Origin of the sequence: Dyadobacter fermentans DSM 18053, from assembly GCF_000023125.1 — a bacterium.
GTDB lineage: Bacteria > Bacteroidota > Bacteroidia > Cytophagales > Spirosomataceae > Dyadobacter > Dyadobacter fermentans.
Map to the genome: position 1 here is coordinate 168,696 of NC_013037.1, position 21,047 is coordinate 189,742.

Below are 21,047 nucleotides of genomic sequence, written 5' to 3' on the forward strand. Positions count from 1 at the left end.
CCGCTTGAGTGTTGACTTCTGCCTCTTGATCATCAGATTTGGGAAGGGTACTATCCAAACCTAGTTTTACACCATCAAATGCAATCGTGAGATGACGACACCAATGTGTGTATAGTGTGTTCAGGATGATGACGTGAGCGCCTTCGGCTTACTTTGGGCGCCACGTCGTCACTGAATTTGAAGGAAAAGCAGCGGGCGTATTCGCGAAACCGAGCCTTTTCTGTGAAGATTATCAACTTTGTCAAGACATTTCGACGCCTTGGTTCACCGTGAATTATTAAATGTAAAAACTACCATGAAACGATTCATTCAGCGTTGGTTTGGGCTGTTCTATCTGGTCGTCCTGAAAAACAAAATCAAATACTTCTGACGGAAGGGTAGCGACAGCGAATAGTGTGTGTATAGTGGGTATTCCGGACAGCGCGTTGCGTGTCCGGAATTTTTTACCTTATAACCACTCGAATTCACCGCTGTATTTCAGCACAATCGCCCCCAGCGGCGGTAAGGTGAGCGGAATAGAATGCCCCCGGCCGTGCTTTGGAATAGGGTAACTTTCAATGGCATCGTTGCAAATGAGATCTGCGCCCCCATAGCGAAGGTTATCGCTGTTGAAGACTTCCTGATAGTATCCCGGCTTTGAGACGCCGATCCGGTAATTTTCGCGAACTACCGGCGTGAAGTTGGCGATAAAAAGCAGGTCGCCGGCTTCGCTTTTTCTGATCCACGCCAACACACTGTTTGTGCTGTCCTGGTGGTCGATCCACTCGAAGCCTTCGGGCGAATAGTTGTTTTCGAAAAGTGCGGATTCGCGTCGGTAGAGTGCATTGAGGTCTTTGACAAGCCGCTGGATGCCCGAATGCGCCGGACGCTCGTTTTCGTCCCAATCCAGGCTGTAATCATGCCGCCATTCGTGATGCTGACCGAACTCGCCGCCCATAAACAGCAGTTTGCCGCCGGGATGACCGAACATATAAGTGTAAAGCAAACGCAGGTTCGCAAAGCGCTGCCAGTCGTCGCCAGGCATTTTGTGCAGTAGCGAATGCTTGCCGTGAACCACCTCGTCATGCGAAAGCGGAAGGACGAAACGCTCCGAAAAGGCGTAATGCAGACTGAATGACAGTTGTCCCTGGTGATAGGAGCGGTAAATAGCCTCTTTCTGGAAATACGAAAGTGAGTCATGCATCCAGCCCATCATCCATTTCAAGTCGAACCCGAGGCCTCCGTTGCTTACCGGGTGCGTCACGCCGGGCCATGCCGTGGATTCCTCGGCAATGGTGAGCGTGTCTGGAAAAGATTGGTGAACAGCCGCATTGAAGTCGCGCAGAAAGTCAATCGCTTCCAGGTTCTCGCGACCACCGTAGCGGTTCGGAATCCATTCGCCTTCCTTGCGCGAATAGTCGAGGTAGAGCATCGAAGCCACCGCATCTACGCGCAGGCCGTCGATATGAAATTTATCGAGCCAGTAAAGCGCGTTGGAAATGAGGAAGCTTTTCACCTCGTGCCGGCCGTAGTTGAAGATGGCGCTTTGCCAGTCGGGATGAAAGCCCTGCCGCGGGTCGGCGTGCTCGTACAGGTGTGAGCCATCGAAGTAGCCGAGGCCGTGTTCGTCCGTCGGGAAATGGGAGGGGACCCAGTCGAGCAACACGCCGATTTCCACTTCGTGCAGCGCATTTACCAGGAACATAAAGTCCTGCGGCGTGCCAAAGCGGCTTGACGGCGCAAAATAGCCGGTGATCTGGTAACCCCAGGAGCCGTAGAAGGGGTGTTCCATCACGGGCAGAAACTCCACATGCGTGAAACCCATAAACCGGCAGTACTCAGGAAGTTCCTTCGCCAATTCGCGGTAGGTCATCCAGCGGCCCTCTTCCTCGTGGACCCTCCGCCACGAGCCGAGGTGTATTTCGTAAATAGAAAGCGGTCTGTTCAATGCCGGGGACTTACGTTTTTCAATCCAGTTGGCATCGTTCCACTCGAAATCAAGGTTCCATATTACGGAAGCCGTGCGCGGAGGCGTTTCCCAGTAAGTGGCGTATGGGTCGCCTTTTTCCACCTCGTAGCCATTTTGAGAGCGGATGTAATATTTGTACAACTCGCCCTGGCCGATGTTTGGAATAAAACCCTCCCACACGCCCGATCCGTCGTCCCGTGCGGAAAGCGGGTGGGCACCACGCTCCCAGCCATTGAAGTTGCCGATCACGGTCACTTCCACGGCATTGGGCGCCCATACCGCGAAATGCGTACCCGATTCGCCACCCTGGCTGCGTACATGCGCACCTAGTTTATTATAGATATGGTAGTGCTTACCGGATCGGAACAAGTCGATGTCGTAGCCGGTAAGCAATGATTGCCTTTCCAATTGTTGCGTCATAATTCGTTTGTTAAGCCACCACAGCCGCCTCCGATTTGTCCAGAATGGCCCGGATGCCCCTCAAAGGCACCATTACCCAGGATGGTCTGTTGTTTACTTCGTAATTGAGCTCGTAAATCGCCTTTTGCAGCAGGAATGTCCTCAAAAGTATTTCGAGATCGCCTTTCTGGTGCGGGATGATCGCGCCATTGCCCACCGTTTCCAGGTATGCTTTCAGGAAAAAGCCGCTCATATAGTGATACCATTGTTCCACAAACGGCAGCAATTTGCCCGCGTCTTCCGGCCTGATCTGGTTATCCAGGTAAAGGCTGCTGTGAGCCGCATAGTGGAACGACCGCAGCATACCTGCCACGTCGCGTAGCGCCGAGCGTTTCAATCGCCGCTCGCTGTAACTGCGGGCGGGTTCTCCTTCGAAATCGAGCAGGACGAAGTCTTTTCCGGTAAACAGCACCTGGCCCAGGTGGTAGTCGCCATGGATACGGATTTTGGCCGTATCGATTTTGTGGCTGTATACTTTTTTGAGCTCGGTTAGTATTTCATCCCGCAACTGCATGGTTTCCTCGGCCGCCTGGCGCATTTCCGGCGTCAGTTTCTTCATGTTTCGGTTGAGGCTTTGGAATGTGGCACGGACCAGGGATTGCAGCGATGAGTACACCGACCGCTGGTAATGCAACGAAAACTCCTCCGGTTTGAAATCCGGGTTTTCTTTTTCTCCTGCGAGGGCCAGGTGCATTTGCGCCGTACGCTCACCCAGCAGCCTCGCTTGTTCAGCCACATGCACATCCAGCAATTCCTTCATAATGTCTGGAATGTCTTCATAACCCACAGGATCGGTGAGCGTTCCGACCAGCTCGGTAGGCAGCTCGAGGTCTGTTGTGGACAGCACTTTTTCGTTGAAGCTATCCAGTCTGTCGAGCATGTTGGCCCAGGCGTCGGTGGCATTGCTCACCATTTCCTGCATCATGCCCAGCACCATTGAATCCTTTTTGTACTTCCATTCAATGGCGCCGATGTAAGCCGGGATGTTTTTGAAGCGGGCCTTATTGGTAAGGTATTGCGTGATCTCGACGTCGGGGTTAATGGCCCGGTCGACTTTGCGATAGAGTTTGAAGAAATACTTTCCATCATAAGTAATGGAAGTATTGCTCTGCTCTCCTGAAAGCACACGCGGTTTGATGCGGTCAGTTTCCTTGATATGCTGCGCCAGTTCCCGGTTGCCCGTAAAATGAATCTGGCTGTTTTTAGCATTCAACCGTTCGTTGGCTGCCATGTTCTGAATGAGCGCCTGTTGCAATTCAAGTCCGTAAATCGCATCAAACAATACCCCTTCCTCTTCACCCTTGATCTGAATGCGCGCCAGCACGGCCTGCGGGCAGTTTTCGCGGACGTTGAATGCGAACGGCTCCTTGCCGAATGCCACCGGCAGCTGGTACATTTCCGGCAGGTCGTTTTGGTAAGTTGTTTCGATCAAAAGCAGGAAGCACGGCGGGTTATCGCCCAATGGAATGCTGGCGTGGGAAACGATGCTCACTTTGTCGAGGCCTTTGCCTTTTCCTCCGAACCATCTCATTTTCATCAGATAGGCCGGAAGAATTTGCGTTTCCAGTTTTTCCAGCATATTCGGTTCCAAAAGATCTTTCCATTTATCGAGTTTCACCAATGGTAGCTCACGGTTGTCGTCGATCTCGGGATGCGTTTTCTGCATCAGGAAGCATTGGCAGCCGTACGCTTCCAATGTGAAAAAGTAGGGTGTGTTGTCCTTCACCGACGGGAATTTGTTTTTACTATAAATTTCCACCGGCTGAAACCCTTTATATTGATCCAGATCGAGCTCCACAGGTTGCGGGAACCTCGACAAATTGGCGATGACCAGCATCGTTTCGTCCTCAAAGCTGCGCGTAAATGCAAGCACCTTCGCGTTTTCATGGTTTAAAAACTTAATGTCGCCGCGGCTGAATGCCTTGTATTTTTTGCGCGTGCTGATCGCCCGGCGCATCCACCACAGCAGCGACGAGGAATTGCGCGACTGCAATTCCACATTCACAGACTCGTAATGGTACTGCGGATCGAGGATCAGCGGCAGGTACAGGCGTTGCGGGTTGGCTTGCGAAAACCCGGCGTTCCGGTCGGGGCTCCATTGCATGGGGGTGCGCACGCCGTCGCGGTCGCCGAGGTAAAAATTATCGCCCATCCCGATTTCATCGCCGTAATAAATGATCGGTGTACCGGGGAATGTGAAGAGCAGGGAGTTCAGCAACTCGATTTTTTTACGGTTGTTCTCCATCAGCGGCGCCAGGCGGTGCCTGATCCCGAGGTTAATGCGCGCCTTCGGATCTTTGACATACGTCTTATACATATAGTCGCGCTCCTCGTCAGTAACCATTTCAAGCGTCAGCTCATCGTGGTTCCGAAGGAAAATACCCCACTGGCAGTTGTCCGGTATGGCGGGCGTCTGGTCGAAAATGTCGGTAAGCGGATAGCGGTCCTCCATTTGCAGCGACATAAACATCCGCGGCATGATCGGGAAATGGTAATTCATCTGGCATTCGTCGCCGTCCCCGAAATACGCCGCGGAGTCCTCGGGCCACATGTTGGCCTCTGCCAGAAGCAATGTGCCGGGATAGCGGTCATCGACGTACTTTCTCAGTTTTTTCAGGAATGCATGCGTTTCGGGCAGATTCTCGCAGTTGGTCCCGTCGCGCTCGAAAAGGTAAGGCACAGCATCCAACCTGAACCCATCGACACCCATTTTACACCAGAAATTGATGATTTTGAAGATCTCTTCCTGTACATCCATACTGTCGTAGTTCAAATCGGGCTGGTGGTGGAAGAACCGGTGCCAGTAGTATTGCTCGGCCTCGTTGTCCCACGTCCAGTTCGATTTTTCATAGTCCTGGAAAATAATGCGGGCGTCTTTGAACTGATGCGGATCATCCGTCCACACATAAAAATTCCGATACGCCGAGCCCTTGGGCGCGCGGCGCGCACGCTGGAACCATGGGTGCTGGTCGGAAGTGTGGTTGATCACCAGTTCGGTAATCACTTTCAGGCCGCGCTTATGCGCTTCGCGCAGAAACGTTTTGAATTCCTGAATGTCGCCGTACGACGGGTTAATCGTGTAATAATCAGCAATGTCGTAGCCGTCGTCGCGCAGCGGGGAAGGGTAGAAGGGCAGCAGCCAGATGGCCGTTACGCCCAGGTCTTGCAGATAATCCAGCTGTTCCAGTAGTCCCTTGAAATCGCCTATCCCATCGCAATTTCCGTCTTTGAAGGCTTTGATATGAAGTTCGTAAATGATTGCATCCTTGTACCAATGCAAATTTTTGTCGGGCATTCCTTTCCTGTATTCCATGTGCTGTGTCAATTCAATCGTTCAACTTTTAGAATGTGTGCCGGCATTTCCCAGGGATTCATTTGCACATAATTGTATTCCCCCTGCCATCTGTATTTTTCCCCGCTGAGCATGTCGCTGACGACATAGGGCTGGTCATAGCCGATCCCCAGCTCGTGCAGCGGCACTTTTATGTGTGCTCCCTGTGTATGATTATGGTCGAGATTAACCGCGACCAGCAGCGACTCGCCGCGTTCCGGCGCCAGCTTGGTGTAGCTGATCACCTGGTCATTGTTAGTTTCATTAAAATGAATATTCCAGGTCGATTGCAGCGCTGCGTAAGCCTTTCTCACGCGGTTCACGCGGGTAATGATCTCACGGGTGCGGCTGTAACGGTCCCAGTCCCAATGCTTGATCTCGTACTTTTCGTTGTTGGTATATTCTTCCTTTCCGGGATGGGGCGTGTTCACGCCGTATTCATACACGGGGCCGTACAATCCGTAGTTGGAGGATAGTGTCGCGGCCAGGATGAAGCGGATGATGTGCGCATTCTCGCCGCCTTCCACGAGGTGATGCGGGAGAATATCGGGCGTATTGGGCCAGAAATTAGGCCGGAAATAATATTGCTGGTCAGTTTTGGTGAGCTCGTACAGGTATTGTTCCAGCTCCCATTTGCTGTTACGCCACGTGAAATAGGTGTAGGACTGATTGAAACCGATTTTCGCGAGGCGCTCCATCACACGCGGACGCGTGAATGCCTCTGCGAGGAAAATCACCTGCGGATGCACTTTCCGCACCTCTGCGATGATCCATTCCCAAAACGGGAACGCCTTGGTATGCGGGTTATCGATCCGGAACACATTCACGCCATGCCCGATCCAGAAATCGATCACGCTTTTGAGTTCGTGCCAAAGGTTTTGCCAATCCTGCGTTTCAAAATCGAAAGGAAGAATGTCTTCGTACTTTTTGGGCGGGTTTTCGGCATATTGTACGGTGCCGTCGGGGCGCCATTTGAACCATTGCGGATGTTCTTTCACATACGGATGGTCGGGCGCACACTGATAGGCAATGTCCATCGCTACTTCAATGCCCAGCTCCTTTGCTTTGGTTACCAGTTCCGCAAAATCTTCGATCGTGCCCAGTTCCGGGTGGACGGCCTTATGCCCGCCCAGCCGGTTCCCGATCGCCCAGGGCGAGCCCGGGTCGGTGGCGGATGGTACGAGGGAATTGTTTTTGCCCTTCCGCTTCATTTCGCCGATCGGATGAATAGGCGGGAAGTACAGGGTGTCAAAGCCCATTTTGGCGACTTTGGGTAGCAGCCTCAGCACATCGCGGAATGTGCCGTGTGTGCCGGGCAGCTCGGAGGCCGAGCGGGGGAATAGTTCATACCAGGAGCTGAAACCGGCCTTTTTACGTTCGATTTCGAGCCGGAATGTTTGGTCAAAAACGCTGATGCGGTCCGTGTACCGGATTTTCGACATGGCTTCGGCAAGGTCATCGCCCACTACCATATCCACCGCTTCCTGCGGATCGGATGCATTTTCCAACGCATTGATCCATTGTTCAAATGCCGCCTGGTCGGTTTGCGGTGCGAGGCCGGCCGCTTCTTTCAGGATATCCGCCCCGATCCTCAGTTCTACGGCAATGTCCTGGTTAGCATCAAACTTTTTGAGCAAGCCTTTTTTCCAGGTCGTGAAATGATCGACCCAGCCTGTGAACCGGTATTCGTAAAAACCTTCCCGATCGGGCGTCCAGGTTGCCTGCCAGTGATCGTTGCCGGCATGCGCCAGCGGCACATCGTGCCACATTTGATCCGATTCGTGGCGAAAGATCACGCTTGCCGCCACGGCGTCGTGGCCGTCGGCAATAATGTCCGCAGAAAATCCGACGCTTTCACCGATTGCCCGCCTGGCCGTGAACCTGCCGTCCTCGACCTGCGGCCTTACATTACTGATAACTACTCGTTTTCTGCCATCCAGCCCGCTCATTGTCAATGGTTTTTAGTTTTGTTGATGTGATGAATGTTCGGAGTAACGATCAAAATCGTGCCTGCAGAGTGCCGGAGGTCTTGACTGGTAGGCGAGGTCGCGTACGTTGAATCGAAATCGGGCGAATAGCTTGGGAGTAAAAAAACTATTCAGTAACTTTTAATTTAATTAGCCCACTTCTATCGGATTTTACCACTCAACGACAGCCATTTAACAGGCTCATAGAAACAAAGGCAGTGACGGTACATCAACTGGAAATTAGTGCACTGCCCCGGCAATGCTGACCAGCTTTTACACGCAAAAAGGGCCAAAACAAAGGACTGGGTCATATTTGCCGAATTAATCGATTAGATTTAAAATCTTTCTAGCTTATTTACGACAACTATTTCTACAATTAGGATCAAACGTAGAAGTGGGGTAACTTCGGCTGCATGCAATGCATGCTAATTGATTGTTCTGAACCCTTCTCTTAACTGTAAAATGGATTTTATTATCGTAGACGACAGTGTTTTCGACCTATTCACGCAAGAAAAGCTGCTCCTGAAAAGCGGGTTGACGACGTCTGTGCGGACGTTTAATTCAGCCCAGGCCGCAATCGACCATCTTCGGTCGCAGGGGGCCGACATTCCCGATACGGTAATTCTGCTCGACCTGCAAATGCCGGGTATCAACGGTTTTGAATTCACAGAACATTACGGAATGCTTCCCGAGGCGGTACGGGCTCGGATCAGGCTGTTTATGATCTCGTCCACGGTTGATATCTCGGACATCGAGCAGGCCGAAGCCAATCCGCACATCATTCAGCTGCTTCCGAAGCCGCTCGAAATACCGTTGTTGAGAGAGCTCCTCAAACGGTGGTTTCCCTCCATTTAGCCGGCTGCTGGCATAATATTTAACAGGCTGACGGGAACACTTATCATCAGCTTGCATGAACAACCCAGTTTCTACTTACCGGCTTCAATTCCATAAAGAATTTACGTTTCAGGACTTCGAATCACTGATTCCCTATTTCCGCAAATTGGGTGTCGGGACGATCTACGCGTCGCCCATTCTCGCATCCACCGCGGGCAGCACGCACGGCTACGACGGCACCGATCCCGAGCGGATAGACCCCGAAATCGGCAGCGTGGAGCAGCTCCGGAATATCTCGGGCAGCCTGAGCGAGTCCGGGATCGGCTGGTTGCAGGATATCGTTCCCAACCACATGGCATTCCACGCCGAAAACCCGTGGCTGATGGATGTGCTCGAAAAAGGCAAACAGTCAGCGTATGCTTCGTTTTTTGACATTGCGTGGAACAGCGAGCTTTTCCATGGCCGCGTGATGGTGCCCTTTCTGTCGAGGGAAGTAGATGAAATGATCGCCGCAGGAGATGTAAAGGTACATTTTGACGGCAGCCGTTTCAGCCTCGACTTCGATGGCCTTTCATTCCCGCTAAACCTGCGGTCCTACGCAACCATCCTCGCAAAAGTGGAGGCAAAATCCCAGGCCATCACCCAGCTCGCCGAACAGCTCGAAACGATGAACCAGATCGAGGATGCAGCGGCTTTTTCGCAGCGTTGGGACGAATGGATTATGCAGCTACGCGCGCTCTACAATAATGAGGAGGTGAGGCTCGGGATCGACGCGGCATTGTCGGCGATCAATGCGGACAAGGCCCTGCTAACCCAACTTTCGGAACAACAAAACTATGTGCTTTGCCATTGGCAGCGCACCGAAGAGCAGATCAATTTCCGACGCTTTTTTACTGTCAACGGGCTGATTTGCCTCAATATCCAGGACGAGGCTGTGTTTGAAAAATACCATGCATTCACGCGTCAGCTGGCCGAGGAAGGTATTTTCCAGGGCATACGCATCGACCATATCGACGGACTTTTCGACCCCGCGGGCTATTTGCAGAAACTACGGGAAGCGTTCGGAAACGAAACGTACATTGTAGCGGAGAAAATCCTCGGGGAGGACGAAGATTTGCCTACTCAATGGCCCATTCAGGGAACGACGGGCTACGAATTCCTTGCGGTCGTGAATAACCTGTTCACCAATCCGGCAGCAAAAAAGCCATTTACCGAATATTACAAGGAGTTAACGGGAGACGACCGGCCCGCACACGAAATATTGCTCAGTAAGAAAAGCGATATCCTTTACGGCCACATGGCCGGCGAGCTCGATAACCTCTACCAACTCTTCGTATCCTTGGAATTAACCGATGCGGAAACGATCGGGCGCATCGGCGCGGAGCTGATCCGCCAGGTAATCGGCGAGTTCCTTATCCATTGCCCGGTGTACCGGTATTATGGTAACGCCTTGCCGCTTTCAGAGGACGAAGCACAGGCCATTAAGGATATTTTTGTAGATATCAATAAGCATCATCTCGACCTCTCACCGGCCGTGGAAGTGCTGGAACAATGCTTCATTCACCGGCCTGCGCTCGGGGATGAGGATTTTAACCGCCGTGCCGCCAAATTTTACCAGCGGTGCATGCAGTTTACCGGCCCGCTGATGGCTAAGGGCGGGGAGGATACATTAATGTACACTTACAACCGGTTCATCGGCCATAACGACGTCGGCGATGCGCCCGAGCGTTTCGGTATCACCACCGGCGATTTCCACAAATACATGAAAAAGCGTCGCAAAGAATGGCCTATGGCTATTAATGCGACATCCACGCACGACACCAAGCGTGGCGAGGACGTGCGTGCGCGCCTGAATGTGCTCACCGATATCGCCGATGAATGGCTCGGAAAAGTACGCGAATGGCGGGATAGCAATGCGGCTTCCCGGCAGGCTGGCCAGGGCCCCGACGCCAATGATGAGTACCTGATTTACCAAACGATCGTGGGTGCTTACCCCATGCCGGGTGAAGACGAGGACGATTTAGGAAAACGGCTCGGTGAATATCTTCAGAAGGCGCTTCGGGAAGCGAAAACGAACTCCACATGGTCGGCGCCGAATGAGGCTTACGAGCAGGAAGCGCATGATTTTGCGCGTCAGTTGTTGCACGAAGATTCCGCATTTTCAAGCTCGTTTCAGCCGTTCCTGGAATCGATCACGGATTTTGGCGTGATCAACTCGCTGGCGCAGGTTGCATTGAAATTCACTTGTCCGGGCATTCCGGATGTGTACCAGGGCTGCGAATTGTGGGATTTGAGCCTGGTAGACCCCGATAATCGCCGCAAGGTGGATTTCGGAAAAAGGAAGGAATGGCTCGATGAACTGGAAGGCTACGAAACGGACCGGCTGCTGGAAAAGGTTTGGGAGGGGCGCAGGAGTGGGCAGATTAAGCTCTGGCTCACCCAACGCCTGTTTGCGATCCGCCGCCAGCACCCGCTGCTTTTCACCCGGGGCGAGTACATTCCGCTGAAAGTGCGGGGCACGTACAAGGATCATTTACTCGCATTCGCAAGGCGGCATAAGCGGGATGTTTTTGTGACGGTAGTGCCGCTTCACACAGCCATTATGAGCCGCCAGCAGCAAAAATCGTTTTTTGAACTGGATTGGCAGGATACCCACATTGCATTGCCGGACAACCTGATGCCTGAATGGGACAATGTGCTCACCGAAGGCCAGGAGGTTTTTCAAACGAAACTTTACCCGGCAGAGATCTTCCAAACGGTGCCATTGGCTATGCTACGGGGCAAACGAATGGATAACGAGCGGAATGCAGGCGTGTTGCTGCACATAACCTCGCTGGCTTCGCCATTCGGGATTGGCGACATTGGCCCGGCGGCATTCGAATTCGCAGATTTCCTGGAAAAAAGCGCGCAAAAAGTGTGGCAGATCCTGCCGCTCAACCCCACGGAAGGCGCCCAGGGCAATTCGCCGTACAGCGCGCTGTCGAGCCGGGCCGGTAATCCGCTCCTGATCAGCCCGGAAATACTGGCGGCCGACGGTTTGCTTTCCGACGATGACTTACAGCAAAATCACCTGCCCGAATCGTCTACCGTCGATTTTGAGAAGGTGACAGAACTCAAAAGTAGCTTATTGGAACGTGCGTTCCAGAAATTTGCCGAACAGCCCGGCGACGACTCCCCGGCGATGGAAGAATTCATCCAAACGCACGACGACTGGCTGGAAGATTTCGCAGTATACATGGTGCTCAAAAAGCGCTTTGATAACCAGCCCTGGTACACCTGGCCAGAGGAATTCCGCAACCGCGAAGAGGCTGCGATGAATGAACTTCGCCAATCGGAATCGGAGCAGATCCGGTTTATCAAATGGCAGCAATTCGTGTTTGATAAGCAATGGAAAAACCTCCGCCAATATTGCAACGAGCGCGAGATCAGGCTGCTTGGGGACATTCCGTTTTACGTAAGCTACGATTCCGCCGATGTGTGGGCAAACCGTGAACTGTTTTGCGTGGATGAAGACGGCAAAATCACCGGTATCGCAGGCGTTCCGCCCGACGCGTTTTCGGAGGACGGGCAACTGTGGGGTATGCCGGTGTTCAACTGGGAGGCCATTCGCGAGCAGGGTTACCAGTGGTGGATCGAGCGCCTCGCCCGCAATATGGAAATGTTCGACCTCGTGCGCCTGGACCATTTCCGCGCATTTGCCGACTATTGGGAGGTGCCCGGCGGCGAAGAAACCGCCGTGAACGGCACGTGGAAAACAGGGCCCGGTGAAGAATTTTTCAAAAAAATGGAAACCGCGCTCGGCCAGCTGCCATTCATTGCCGAAGACCTGGGCGAGATCAGTCCCGAGGTTTACATCCTGCGCGACAAATTCGGTCTGCCGGGCATGAAGGTGTTGCAGTTTGCATTCGATGAGAATATGTCGCAATCCGAGCACATTCCCCATCATTACAAACACAACTTCATCGCCTACACGGGCACGCACGACAACAATACGACCCGCGGATGGTTCCGCGAATCGGCTGATGCCGACGTGCGCGAGCGGCTCGAAACGTACCTGGGTAAGCCCATTACGGAGGATAATGCGGCAGCGGAATTGGCGAGACCGGTATTCGCATCCATTGCTAAAACGGCCATTCTGCCCATCCAGGACATTCTTAACCTGGACGAAAGCGCCAAAATGAACATGCCGGGCTCGAACGAGAACAATTGGGCGTGGCGGTTGATGCCGGGACAGATTACCGACGAGGCAGCGCAGTTTCTGACGGGCATTACATTGCTCTACAATCGGGAATAGGCGGTAAAAATCCTTGGAGTTATGTCGGGTGTCGATAGCAGTTGTGGCTATATTTGCGCGTAGCCATTAACCCGATACCGTCATGCTTTTCAAGAAAACCGTCATTTATATACTAATTTGCCTCGCCACTGGGCTGACCTTTGCCTGTGACCGTGCTGCCGGCACACCGCAGGAGGCCGCGGAAATGCTTACCGCCTCGTCGCGGTGGAAGATCGAGGAAATTGCCGTGAACGATGCGGTAACCTTCAAGGACGGCAAGATGACCCAGCAGTTCGGCGGGGTTGATTTTCAGCGGTATATGGAAACCGTGGAAATCAAAAAAGACGGTGTGTTTTCCGGCGTTTTTAACGGGGAAAGCACACCGTTTCTTTTGAAATGGCAAATCACGGACAAAAACATTACCATTGGTGCAGCGGAAGGCGGAAGCAAAGGTGAATGGACCGTCCGGCCGGACGATGTCCGCCAGGATTCGTTTGTGATGAAAACCCGAAGCACCGCCTATGATTACCCCCGCATGACCACAATTGCCCTGAAATTCAAGGCGGAACGATAGCGCATTACTCCATACCTCATTCACCATGACCAGACTCGATCAGGCTTTTGAACAATTTGATGACTACAACAGGCGCTCGCCCGGACAAATCGTTTGGGACGGTGTGACTTATCCTGTGGAATATTTTTATGCATTAAAACTTCACGAATGGGTCGTAAAACTGAACCCTAATGCCAGTGAAAGCCTGCTGCTCGCCTCGCGGTGCCAGCATATCGGCCGATGGGAAATTGCCCGCAACAGCTACCCTGACGGTCGGGTCGGTTATCTCAAATGGCGGAGCGATCTTTCGAAATACCATGCGGGCATAGCGGCCGAAATCCTTGCCGGCGTGGGCTACGACGACGATACCATTTCGCGCGTGAAGCAAATCGTGCTCAAACAGCGCCTCAAAACCGATGAGGACGTGCAAACGATGGAGAATGCCTTGTGCCTCCTTTTTCTTCAATACCAATACGATGACCTCATCGCGAAAATGACCGAGGAAAAAATGATCGACATTTTACGCAAGACGTGGGCCAAAATGACTGACCCAGGCCACGAAGCCGCATTGTCGCTGGCATACAGCGAGCAGGGCAGGGATTTGATTTTGAAGGCTTTGAAAGAAGACTAGCGCCGGACGCGCACATCCGTCCGCGTCCCTTCCTGGGAGCCGTCCAGACTTTGTGCAACCTTCACCAGCTGCACAAATTCCGACCGGTAACCTTCTTCATCTTTGCCAAAAGCCGCCCGCGCTCGCCGGATCACGTCCGCGTAACTGGCGCTACCTTTAAATTCCGAACCGCGGAGCAGCAGCCCGAATTCGGCAACGGCAGATGCAAATCGGAGATTGGCCGAACATTGGTCAAATGCCACCGTGGTTGCTGGTACGGGCAGGTCGAACAGCTTGCTTTTCTCGCTATCGGGTTGTTTGTAACGGACTTTGATCGTCATCATTTCTTTATTGCTGCTGCCAGTGGCTGCATTGCCTGGCTGGTATTTTAATGCGTCCGTTGTGGCGACGTAAGGGCTTTTGACGCCGCTGGGCACGATTTCGTAAATGGCTGTTACCGTGTGGCCAGAGCCCATATCGCCCGCATCCTTCCGGTCGTCGTTAAATTCGTCGTTCCGCAATGCGCGGTTTTCGTAGCCGATCAGCCGGTAGGCCTGCACGTGCGCGGGGTTAAATTCGATCTGGATTTTGACGTCTTTGGCGATCGTAAACAATGTCCCGCCGAATTCCTGCACAAACACCTTCCGCGCCTCCTGGATATTATCGATGTAGGCGTAGTTGCCATTGCCCTTGTCGGCCAGCGTTTCAACATGGCTGTCTTTGTAATTACCCATTCCAAAACCCATCACGCTCAGGAAAATACCGGCTTTGCGTTTTTCTTCGATCAGCTTTTGCAGCTCCGATTCGTTGGAAATGCCTACATTGAAATCGCCGTCGGTAGCGAGTATGACGCGGTTGTTGCCTTTGGGCAGGAAATGCTTTTTGGCAAGGTCATAGGCGAGTTCAATCCCTTCACCGCCGGCCGTAGAGCCGCCGGCTTCCAGTTTGTCGAGTGCGTCTTTAATGGTCTTTTTCTCGCTCCCAGACGTTGGCGCCAGCACCATTCCCGCCGAACCCGCATAGGCCACGATGGAAATTTTGTCCTCCACACGGAGCTGGTCGGCGAGCAGTTTGAATGCCTGTTTAAGAAGCGGAAGTTTGTTGGCCTCATTCATCGAGCCCGATACGTCGATCAGAAATACGAGGTTGGAAGCCGACAGGTTTTCGGCGGAAACGGTTTTGGCCTGTAAACCAATGTGAACCAGCTTCAAACCGGGATTCCACGGCGAATCCGTCGTTTCAGCAACGATTGCCACCGGATGCTCGCCGCGCGGTTGGGGGTAATCGTAATCAAAATAATTGATCATCTCTTCAATGCGCACCGCGTCTTCCGGCGGCATTTGTCCATTATTGAGGAACCGGCGGACGTTGCTGTACGCTGCGCGGTCCACGTCGACGGAGAATGTCGTGACCGGCTGCTGGCCTACCGATAAAAATCCGTTTTCATTGATCGGCTTGTAGCTTTCGGTAGCCTGAGGCATTGCCAGAATCGTCTCCGAATGGGTCGATGGCGCGGCGGCCATATCGAACGTAAACATTTTTCTTACCATTACCGGCTGCTCAGAATCCTTCAACTCCTCCCTTGCTATGTCTTTCTTCTTTACACTGGCTTGTGTTAAAACCACTTTCATGACGGAGTCGGAGGTAATGGGTAAGGTCAATGCCTTATACCCGCTTTTGCTGAATACGAGTGCACGTCCCAGCCTCGGCACACGGATCGTAAAATGACCGCCCTGATCGGTGGCGGTGCCGACCGGACTGCCCTGGATGGCTACCCTGACGCCGGCGATAAGGGCATTGGCACCGTCGGTCACTTTCCCTTTAATGAGCCGCTCGGGGAGGAATGCGAATGCGCTGAAAAGCATGGCCAGCAGAATGATCAGTTTTGTTTTCATGGTTTTCTGATTTCGTTATTTATCCGCTGGATGCGGGCCGGAGGCTAATTCCATAAAAGTTTTCAGATTTTTTTATGGAATTTTGATCGAACCCGCATCCATTAACCGGAAAGCAGGAAAAACAATCTCCCCGCGGCACCAGTGAAGTTTTTAAAATATTTTCAGGGCAAGGTCAAAGAACCGGTACCGGAGGCCGAACGGCTTGCGGCATACCGGCGGCATGGCGATGTGGCGCTGCTGGGGGCGCTGTATGAACCTTATATGGAACTGGTTTTCGGGGTATGCTTCCAGTATTTGCGCGATGAAGACGAAAGCAAGGACGCGGTGATGCAGATATTTGAAAAAATAATCATTGATTTAAAGCAACACGAAGTTTCGAACTTCAAAAGCTGGCTGCACAGCGTGGCGCGGAACCATTGCCTGATGAAGCTCAGGGCAACACGAGTTACCGTGGAGGCGGCATCTGTGGATGAAAGGGAACAGGAATTGCAAACCGATACCGAACCGGAACCGGACCTATTCGCCCTCGATGGCCGACTCGACGCGCTGGATGAATGCCTTCACAAACTCACCAGCGCGCAGCGCGTGAGCATCGAGCTGTTTTATATGCAAAACAAATGCTACCGCGCCATTGCCGATGAAACCGGCTTTGACGTGGGTAAAGTGAAAAGTTATATCCAGAATGGAAAGCGGAACCTGAAAATTTGCATCGAAAGTCATGGCAGCCACTAACGACCACATACCGGACTTCGGCGACTTCGAGCGCTACCATTCGGGCAAAATGCTGCCGGAAGAGCAGCATTGGCTGGAAGGGAAAATGCTCGCTGAGCCCCTCGTGGCAGAGTCTTACGAAGGATTTCTGGCCTGGCGTGCAGAACATACCGACCTTGCGGGCGTCCGCTCCGCATTGCATGAGCGCCTGCATACACGCCTGGCGCGCCGGAATGCGCTGCCGCTGTGGGCGTATGCCTCCGCGGCGTCCGTCGTGCTGGCATTGCTGGTTTATTGGAGTGTGTTTGTGCGCGATCAGAATGCGGAAATGCAGCAACCGGCGGTAAAGCCAAGCCGAATTAGTCAAGCGGAGGCCGAAAAAGCGGATGCATCCGTGCCGCCGACCATCCGGCCGGCCGACGCGCCAAAGGCGTCCGCTCCCGCGCCTGCCGCAAAAGACGTGCGGATTGAAACCCCCGCAAGTCCCGAAACGGTGGAACTGGCGGCTAACCCGGTGGCCGAAAAATCGGTACGCGAGGAAGTGATTGACAACGAATGGGCCAATTCCAGCCTCGCCCGGACGGACGCCGCCAAAACGTCACCATCGCCCGCCAGCACCTTGGCCGCGCCGGGCGCAGCGCAGGCCGTGGGCAAATCGATCGCCGCGCGGATGCGGGCCGAACCGTCGACTTTGTACTCCGTGGCGGAAAAAAAGGATGCGGTGCGCAAACTGGATATTAAAAGTGAACAACTGGCGGACGCGGGGCTGTCGGCGGCCGAAACGAAAGTGGTGGCAGCCGATACGCTCGCTCCGATGCCGGCGGCAGGCTGGACGTCCTACCGGCAATATTTGGATAAAAATACAAAGTCCGCCATCGCCACGGGGCAGGTTTCGGTGGCATTCAGCGTGGGTATATCGGGCGAATTGTCCGGTTTTACGGCGAAAGGACCGGAAGCTTTGCTCGGCGAGGCGATCCGGATTGTCACCAATGGCCCCGCCTGGGCGCCTGCTCGTACGCAAGGAAGGCCGGTCGCTGCCAAGGCCGAAATACAGCTACAATTTCGTTCGTCTAAATAAGCCTTTCCAAATCAAGCGGTTACCCATAGTCTTGTAGAAGTAATTTTAAAAATATTCCTAAAATGGAGCACTTATTTTTTGTGATCTTCTTCCCAGTATTTAATTTTACTACAAGCTCTTAACTACTCACCTCTTAATTTTCTAGCAAATCTGAGTTTGCAATTTCGTGGCATTCAAATGTACTGCGGCCATTTTCAGGCGGCGCACAACGGCTGATTCGAATGAAGTTTGCAATTTTCCGGCTTAAATTTTGTTATGGCAAGTATTATTACTAATTCTACGAAATAATTGTCTGCCGCTTTCAATCGTACAACACCGAATTTGCCTATTTATATTTACCTATGGACAATAGAAAGAATCTGTTGATTATAGACGACGAACCTAGTATTACCAAAATACTGGAACATTTTCTGAAAAAGGATTTCAACGTAGTGATCAAAAATGATGGCTCGGAAGGAATGCTGTGGCTCGAAGAAGGCAACCAGGCCGACCTCATTATCGCCGACCTGCACATGCCCAACCTGAGCGGCAAGGAGTTTCTGAAAGTGGCCAAAGCCAGTAACCTCTATTCCGAAATACCGATTATCATTCTGTCGGGTTCTGACGAGAGCAGCGAGCGCATTCAGTGCCTTAATCTGGGTGCCGACGATTTCATGGTCAAGCCGTTCAACCCGATGGAGGTGCACGCGAAGATCAATGCCGTACTGCGGCGCAGCAAACGCTACTCTTAACCTAGACCGACATGATGGAACTGGCCGGAACATCGACAGAGGCGGCAACGTCAGGCAAAACCTACGTTGCCCAGTTCAGGGTTATTTATGTTCATACCAATTTTCAGGAGTACCTCCGCTTTACCGAGCGGTTCGCCGAATACCTTCAGGTAGAATATTTCGATGCACCCGCCAGCGCGCTGGAAGCATTGAAGGAGAACTATCCGGCCGATGTGATCGTGGCGCACGGCGGCAGCGGCGGCATGGAGCTGCTCGACACCATCCGCAAAAGCGCCGGCTTCGCCAATATCCCGTTCGTGCTGCTGGTGGACAAGCTCGACCGCCAGGCCATCGAAACAGCCCGCGCCAAGCATGCAGATGATGTTTTTTCGATCCATTTCGACGACGGCGACCTCATCACGCGCATCAAATACTTCAAAAAGCGGCAATGGTACGTGGCCAGCAAGGCCTCGCAGAAAATAGGTGCGCAAAGCAACAAAACGCCGCTCTGGAAGCGGGCGATCGACGTGGCCATGACGGGCACGGCCGTGTTGCTGCTCCTGCCGGTGTTTATCCTCGTCGCGATCCTCATCAAACTGGATTCGAAAGGGCCCGTTTTCTACAAATCCAAAAGGGTAGGGAGCGGTTACAAGATATTTGACCTCTACAAGTTCAGGACCATGCGGACCGACGCCGACCAACTGATCCGTAAAATGGCGGCATTGAATATGTATTCCAAAGCGGAGCCGGTTTCGCAGATCGAAACGCAGGGACTGTGCGACGAATGTCTGGCTGGAAACCAATGCAAAAGTCTGCTGTTCCACGACGGCAAGGAGATTTGTGAAAAGCTCTATCACTTCCAGAAGGAGCAGAAAGCGGCATTTATGAAATTCCAGAACGACCCGCGCATTACCCGCCTTGGCCGGTTCCTGCGGAATTCGAGCATCGACGAGCTTCCTCAGCTGATCAACATCCTCAAAGGCGATATGTCGCTGGTGGGTAACCGCCCGCTGCCGCTGTACGAGGCCGAAAAAATGACCACCGACGATAAAATATTGCGTTTTGCGGGTCCTGCCGGCCTTACCGGGTTATGGCAGGTAACCAAACGCGGCAAAGGCAAGGCCGATATGACCGAGGAAGAGCGCACACAGCTGGATATCACCTATGCCCGGGAATTTTCCTTTAAAATGGACATGGAAATCATCCTGAAAACGTTCCCGGCCCTGCTGCAATCGGAGAACGTCTGATGGTGTATAACGGTATGTCAGGAAGCTTTAACCCAATCTTTGTATTCGGGATCATATTTTTTGATGATACGCGCCGGGTTTCCGACGGCAACCGAGTAGGGCGGAACGTCCTTGGTCACCACGGCCCCCGCGGCGATCACCGAATGCCGGCCGATGGTAACCCCCGCGGTAACCACCGCATTGGCGCCGATCCAGCATTCGTCTTCGATTACGATAGGGGCAACGCTTACGCCCTGTTTGTGAATCGGTTGCTGAATGTCCTGATAATTATGGTTCAGGCCGCTGGCAACGATATGCTGCGCCAGGATAACGTCGTTGCCGATCGTAACCGGACCGATAATGACATTTCCAAGGCCCACGAGCGAGTTGGCGCCGATATGCACTGCCCCCACGCCATTGTTAATTGTACTGAAATCCTCGATCATGGAATTGTCGCCGATCGAAAAGGGATTGAACGGGAGTACATCCATGCGTACCCACCGGCGGATGATCACATTTTTACCCCTTTTATGGAAGAAGCGGTTCAAAAATATCCGGACCCAGAGCCTCGGGCGCGCCTGATTGGTCGGGATCAGCATCCAATGGACAAATTTTTTCAGCCCCGGACTGTTCCGGATTTGGTCGGATAACGACATTTTACCTAGATTAGAGAGGTGTAGTAATATTTTTATCAAAAGTATTTTGTATTACTACAAAGTCAAGCGAAAGTGATTTTAAATAAATATTGTTCCGTGATATGCCGATGAAATATGCCGCTTTGGGGCTCCTGCTTTTTTTTACCATTCAGAGCGCTTCTGCCCAGGAGTCTTTGAGCAAAGACGTCGATTACGCGTACCTGGACAGGCTGATCGCCATTAGCAAGGCCAATTATCCCAAAATCAAAATGTACCAGGCGCATATCGATGCGGCTGCCACGGGAGTCAGAAAGGCGAAGCTTTCCTATTTCGATATTTTCAACTTCTCTTACCTGTACGTGCCCAAAAACGACCGTGCTGCGCCGGTTTCCCCTTCATTTCCATTCACTTATCAGTTCGGCTTTTTTGTCAATATCGGCGCCATTCTGCAAAAGCCGTCGATGGTGAAGCAGGCTAAAAGCGAACTGGCATCGGCGGAATACGACAAGCAGTCGTTCGACCTGAATATGGAAGCGGAGATCAAGAAAAGGTATTTCACATACATTCAGAAGAAGGCCGTCTACCGCGTGCGCTCGAATGCGTCGCTGGACGTCGAAAGCATGCTCGACAATGTGAAGAAACGCTTCGAAATGGGGCAGGAGACATTGGAAAAGTATAATCAGGTGCTCATCATGCAAACCGACCACGCACAAAATCTCCTGAATTCGGAGAGCGAAGTGCTGGTGGCAAAAAGCAGCCTGGAAGAATTGTTAGGACAAAAATTAGAAGATATCAAATGACGGAGGTTGTACAGTTT

General features: G+C 52.6%; 14 protein-coding genes. 9 read left to right on the top strand and 5 right to left on the bottom strand.

Annotation, left to right across the window (positions count from 1 at the left end; translation table 11 throughout):
* Positions 1 to 448: 448 nt before the first annotated feature.
* The 3 genes from glgB to DFER_RS00745 are packed head-to-tail and all read right to left on the bottom strand — an operon-like array spanning position 449 to position 7,687.
* Positions 449 to 2,368 (bottom strand): 1,4-alpha-glucan branching protein GlgB, encoded by a 1,920-nt coding sequence (gene glgB / locus DFER_RS00735; protein WP_012779770.1) that lies wholly within the window; start codon positions 2,366 to 2,368, stop codon positions 449 to 451.
* Positions 2,369 to 2,378: 10 nt separating this feature from the next.
* Positions 2,379 to 5,720 carry a maltose alpha-D-glucosyltransferase gene (gene treS, locus DFER_RS00740; RefSeq protein WP_012779771.1) on the bottom strand — a complete coding sequence of 1,114 codons (3,342 nt, stop codon included), beginning with the start codon at positions 5,718 to 5,720 and terminating at the stop codon, positions 2,379 to 2,381.
* A gap of 8 nt (positions 5,721 to 5,728) precedes the next feature.
* A complete protein-coding gene (locus tag DFER_RS00745; RefSeq protein ID WP_012779772.1) occupies positions 5,729 to 7,687 on the bottom strand; it encodes an alpha-1,4-glucan--maltose-1-phosphate maltosyltransferase in 1,959 nt (652 codons plus the stop codon).
* A gap of 480 nt (positions 7,688 to 8,167) precedes the next feature.
* Here DFER_RS00745 and DFER_RS00750 point away from each other — a divergent pair, with 480 nt between their 5' ends.
* The 4 genes from DFER_RS00750 (at position 8,168) to DFER_RS00765 (ending at position 13,996) form a co-directional block, all read left to right on the top strand.
* The gene (locus tag DFER_RS00750; protein ID WP_012779773.1) at positions 8,168 to 8,560 is read left to right on the top strand and encodes a response regulator; all 393 of its coding nucleotides are present in this window, start codon (positions 8,168 to 8,170) and stop codon (positions 8,558 to 8,560) included.
* Between the two features lie 55 nt (positions 8,561 to 8,615).
* Entirely contained in the window at positions 8,616 to 12,833 is a 4,218-nt protein-coding gene (treY, locus tag DFER_RS00755; RefSeq protein WP_012779774.1) for a malto-oligosyltrehalose synthase, read from the top strand.
* 82 nt (positions 12,834 to 12,915) lie between these two features.
* The gene (locus tag DFER_RS00760) at positions 12,916 to 13,386 is read left to right on the top strand and encodes a hypothetical protein (RefSeq protein ID WP_012779775.1); all 471 of its coding nucleotides are present in this window, start codon (positions 12,916 to 12,918) and stop codon (positions 13,384 to 13,386) included.
* Between the two features lie 25 nt (positions 13,387 to 13,411).
* Positions 13,412 to 13,996 (top strand): DUF4202 domain-containing protein, encoded by a 585-nt coding sequence (locus DFER_RS00765; RefSeq protein ID WP_012779776.1) that lies wholly within the window; start codon positions 13,412 to 13,414, stop codon positions 13,994 to 13,996.
* Here DFER_RS00765 and DFER_RS00770 read toward each other — a convergent pair.
* Complete coding sequence (locus tag DFER_RS00770) at positions 13,993 to 15,870, bottom strand: vWA domain-containing protein (protein ID WP_012779777.1); 1,878 nt, start codon at positions 15,868 to 15,870, stop codon at positions 13,993 to 13,995. The two genes, DFER_RS00765 and DFER_RS00770, sit on opposite strands and share 4 nt — an antisense overlap.
* A gap of 141 nt (positions 15,871 to 16,011) precedes the next feature.
* On the opposite strand from DFER_RS00770, the gene DFER_RS00775 reads away from it, so the two are divergent.
* The 4 genes from DFER_RS00775 to DFER_RS00790 all read left to right on the top strand — a co-directional run bounded on the left by DFER_RS00775 (position 16,012) and on the right by DFER_RS00790 (position 19,616).
* Positions 16,012 to 16,602 (top strand): RNA polymerase sigma factor, encoded by a 591-nt coding sequence (locus DFER_RS00775; RefSeq protein WP_012779778.1) that lies wholly within the window; start codon positions 16,012 to 16,014, stop codon positions 16,600 to 16,602.
* On the top strand, positions 16,589 to 17,659 hold the full coding sequence (locus DFER_RS00780) for a hypothetical protein (RefSeq protein WP_012779779.1): 1,071 nt from the start codon (positions 16,589 to 16,591) through the stop codon (positions 17,657 to 17,659). The genes DFER_RS00775 and DFER_RS00780 overlap by 14 nt, the downstream gene beginning before the upstream one ends.
* A 341-nt stretch (positions 17,660 to 18,000) precedes the next feature.
* On the top strand, positions 18,001 to 18,390 hold the full coding sequence (locus DFER_RS00785) for a response regulator transcription factor (protein WP_012779780.1): 390 nt from the start codon (positions 18,001 to 18,003) through the stop codon (positions 18,388 to 18,390).
* A gap of 11 nt (positions 18,391 to 18,401) precedes the next feature.
* The gene (locus tag DFER_RS00790) at positions 18,402 to 19,616 is read left to right on the top strand and encodes a sugar transferase (protein WP_012779781.1); all 1,215 of its coding nucleotides are present in this window, start codon (positions 18,402 to 18,404) and stop codon (positions 19,614 to 19,616) included.
* Positions 19,617 to 19,633: 17 nt separating this feature from the next.
* Here the strand turns inward: DFER_RS00790 and DFER_RS00795 are convergent, their stop codons facing one another.
* Positions 19,634 to 20,251, bottom strand: a complete 618-nt coding sequence (locus DFER_RS00795; protein WP_012779782.1) for an acyltransferase — start codon at positions 20,249 to 20,251, stop codon at positions 19,634 to 19,636.
* A gap of 101 nt (positions 20,252 to 20,352) precedes the next feature.
* Here DFER_RS00795 and DFER_RS00800 point away from each other — a divergent pair, with 101 nt between their 5' ends.
* Positions 20,353 to 21,030, top strand: a complete 678-nt coding sequence (locus DFER_RS00800; protein WP_012779783.1) for a TolC family protein — start codon at positions 20,353 to 20,355, stop codon at positions 21,028 to 21,030.
* Positions 21,031 to 21,047: the final 17 nt, after the last annotated feature.

Excerpts from the sequence above, each read along its gene's own strand:
- DFER_RS00800 (WP_012779783.1), top strand. The coding sequence starts at position 20,353 with ATGCCGATGAAATATGCCGCTTTGGGGCTCCTGCTTTTTTTTACCATT.
- DFER_RS00760 (WP_012779775.1), top strand. The coding sequence starts at position 12,916 with ATGCTTTTCAAGAAAACCGTCATTTATATACTAATTTGCCTCGCCACT.
- DFER_RS00785 (WP_012779780.1), top strand. The coding sequence starts at position 18,001 with ATGGACAATAGAAAGAATCTGTTGATTATAGACGACGAACCTAGTATT.
- DFER_RS00770 (WP_012779777.1), bottom strand. The coding sequence starts at position 15,870 with ATGAAAACAAAACTGATCATTCTGCTGGCCATGCTTTTCAGCGCATTC.
- treS (WP_012779771.1), bottom strand. The coding sequence starts at position 5,720 with ATGGAATACAGGAAAGGAATGCCCGACAAAAATTTGCATTGGTACAAG.
- DFER_RS00790 (WP_012779781.1), top strand. The coding sequence starts at position 18,402 with ATGATGGAACTGGCCGGAACATCGACAGAGGCGGCAACGTCAGGCAAA.
- DFER_RS00795 (WP_012779782.1), bottom strand. The coding sequence starts at position 20,251 with ATGTCGTTATCCGACCAAATCCGGAACAGTCCGGGGCTGAAAAAATTT.
- treY (WP_012779774.1), top strand. The coding sequence starts at position 8,616 with ATGAACAACCCAGTTTCTACTTACCGGCTTCAATTCCATAAAGAATTT.
- DFER_RS00780 (WP_012779779.1), top strand. The coding sequence starts at position 16,589 with ATGGCAGCCACTAACGACCACATACCGGACTTCGGCGACTTCGAGCGC.
- glgB (WP_012779770.1), bottom strand. The coding sequence starts at position 2,368 with ATGACGCAACAATTGGAAAGGCAATCATTGCTTACCGGCTACGACATC.
- DFER_RS00745 (WP_012779772.1), bottom strand. The coding sequence starts at position 7,687 with ATGAGCGGGCTGGATGGCAGAAAACGAGTAGTTATCAGTAATGTAAGG.
- DFER_RS00750 (WP_012779773.1), top strand. The coding sequence starts at position 8,168 with ATGGATTTTATTATCGTAGACGACAGTGTTTTCGACCTATTCACGCAA.
- DFER_RS00765 (WP_012779776.1), top strand. The coding sequence starts at position 13,412 with ATGACCAGACTCGATCAGGCTTTTGAACAATTTGATGACTACAACAGG.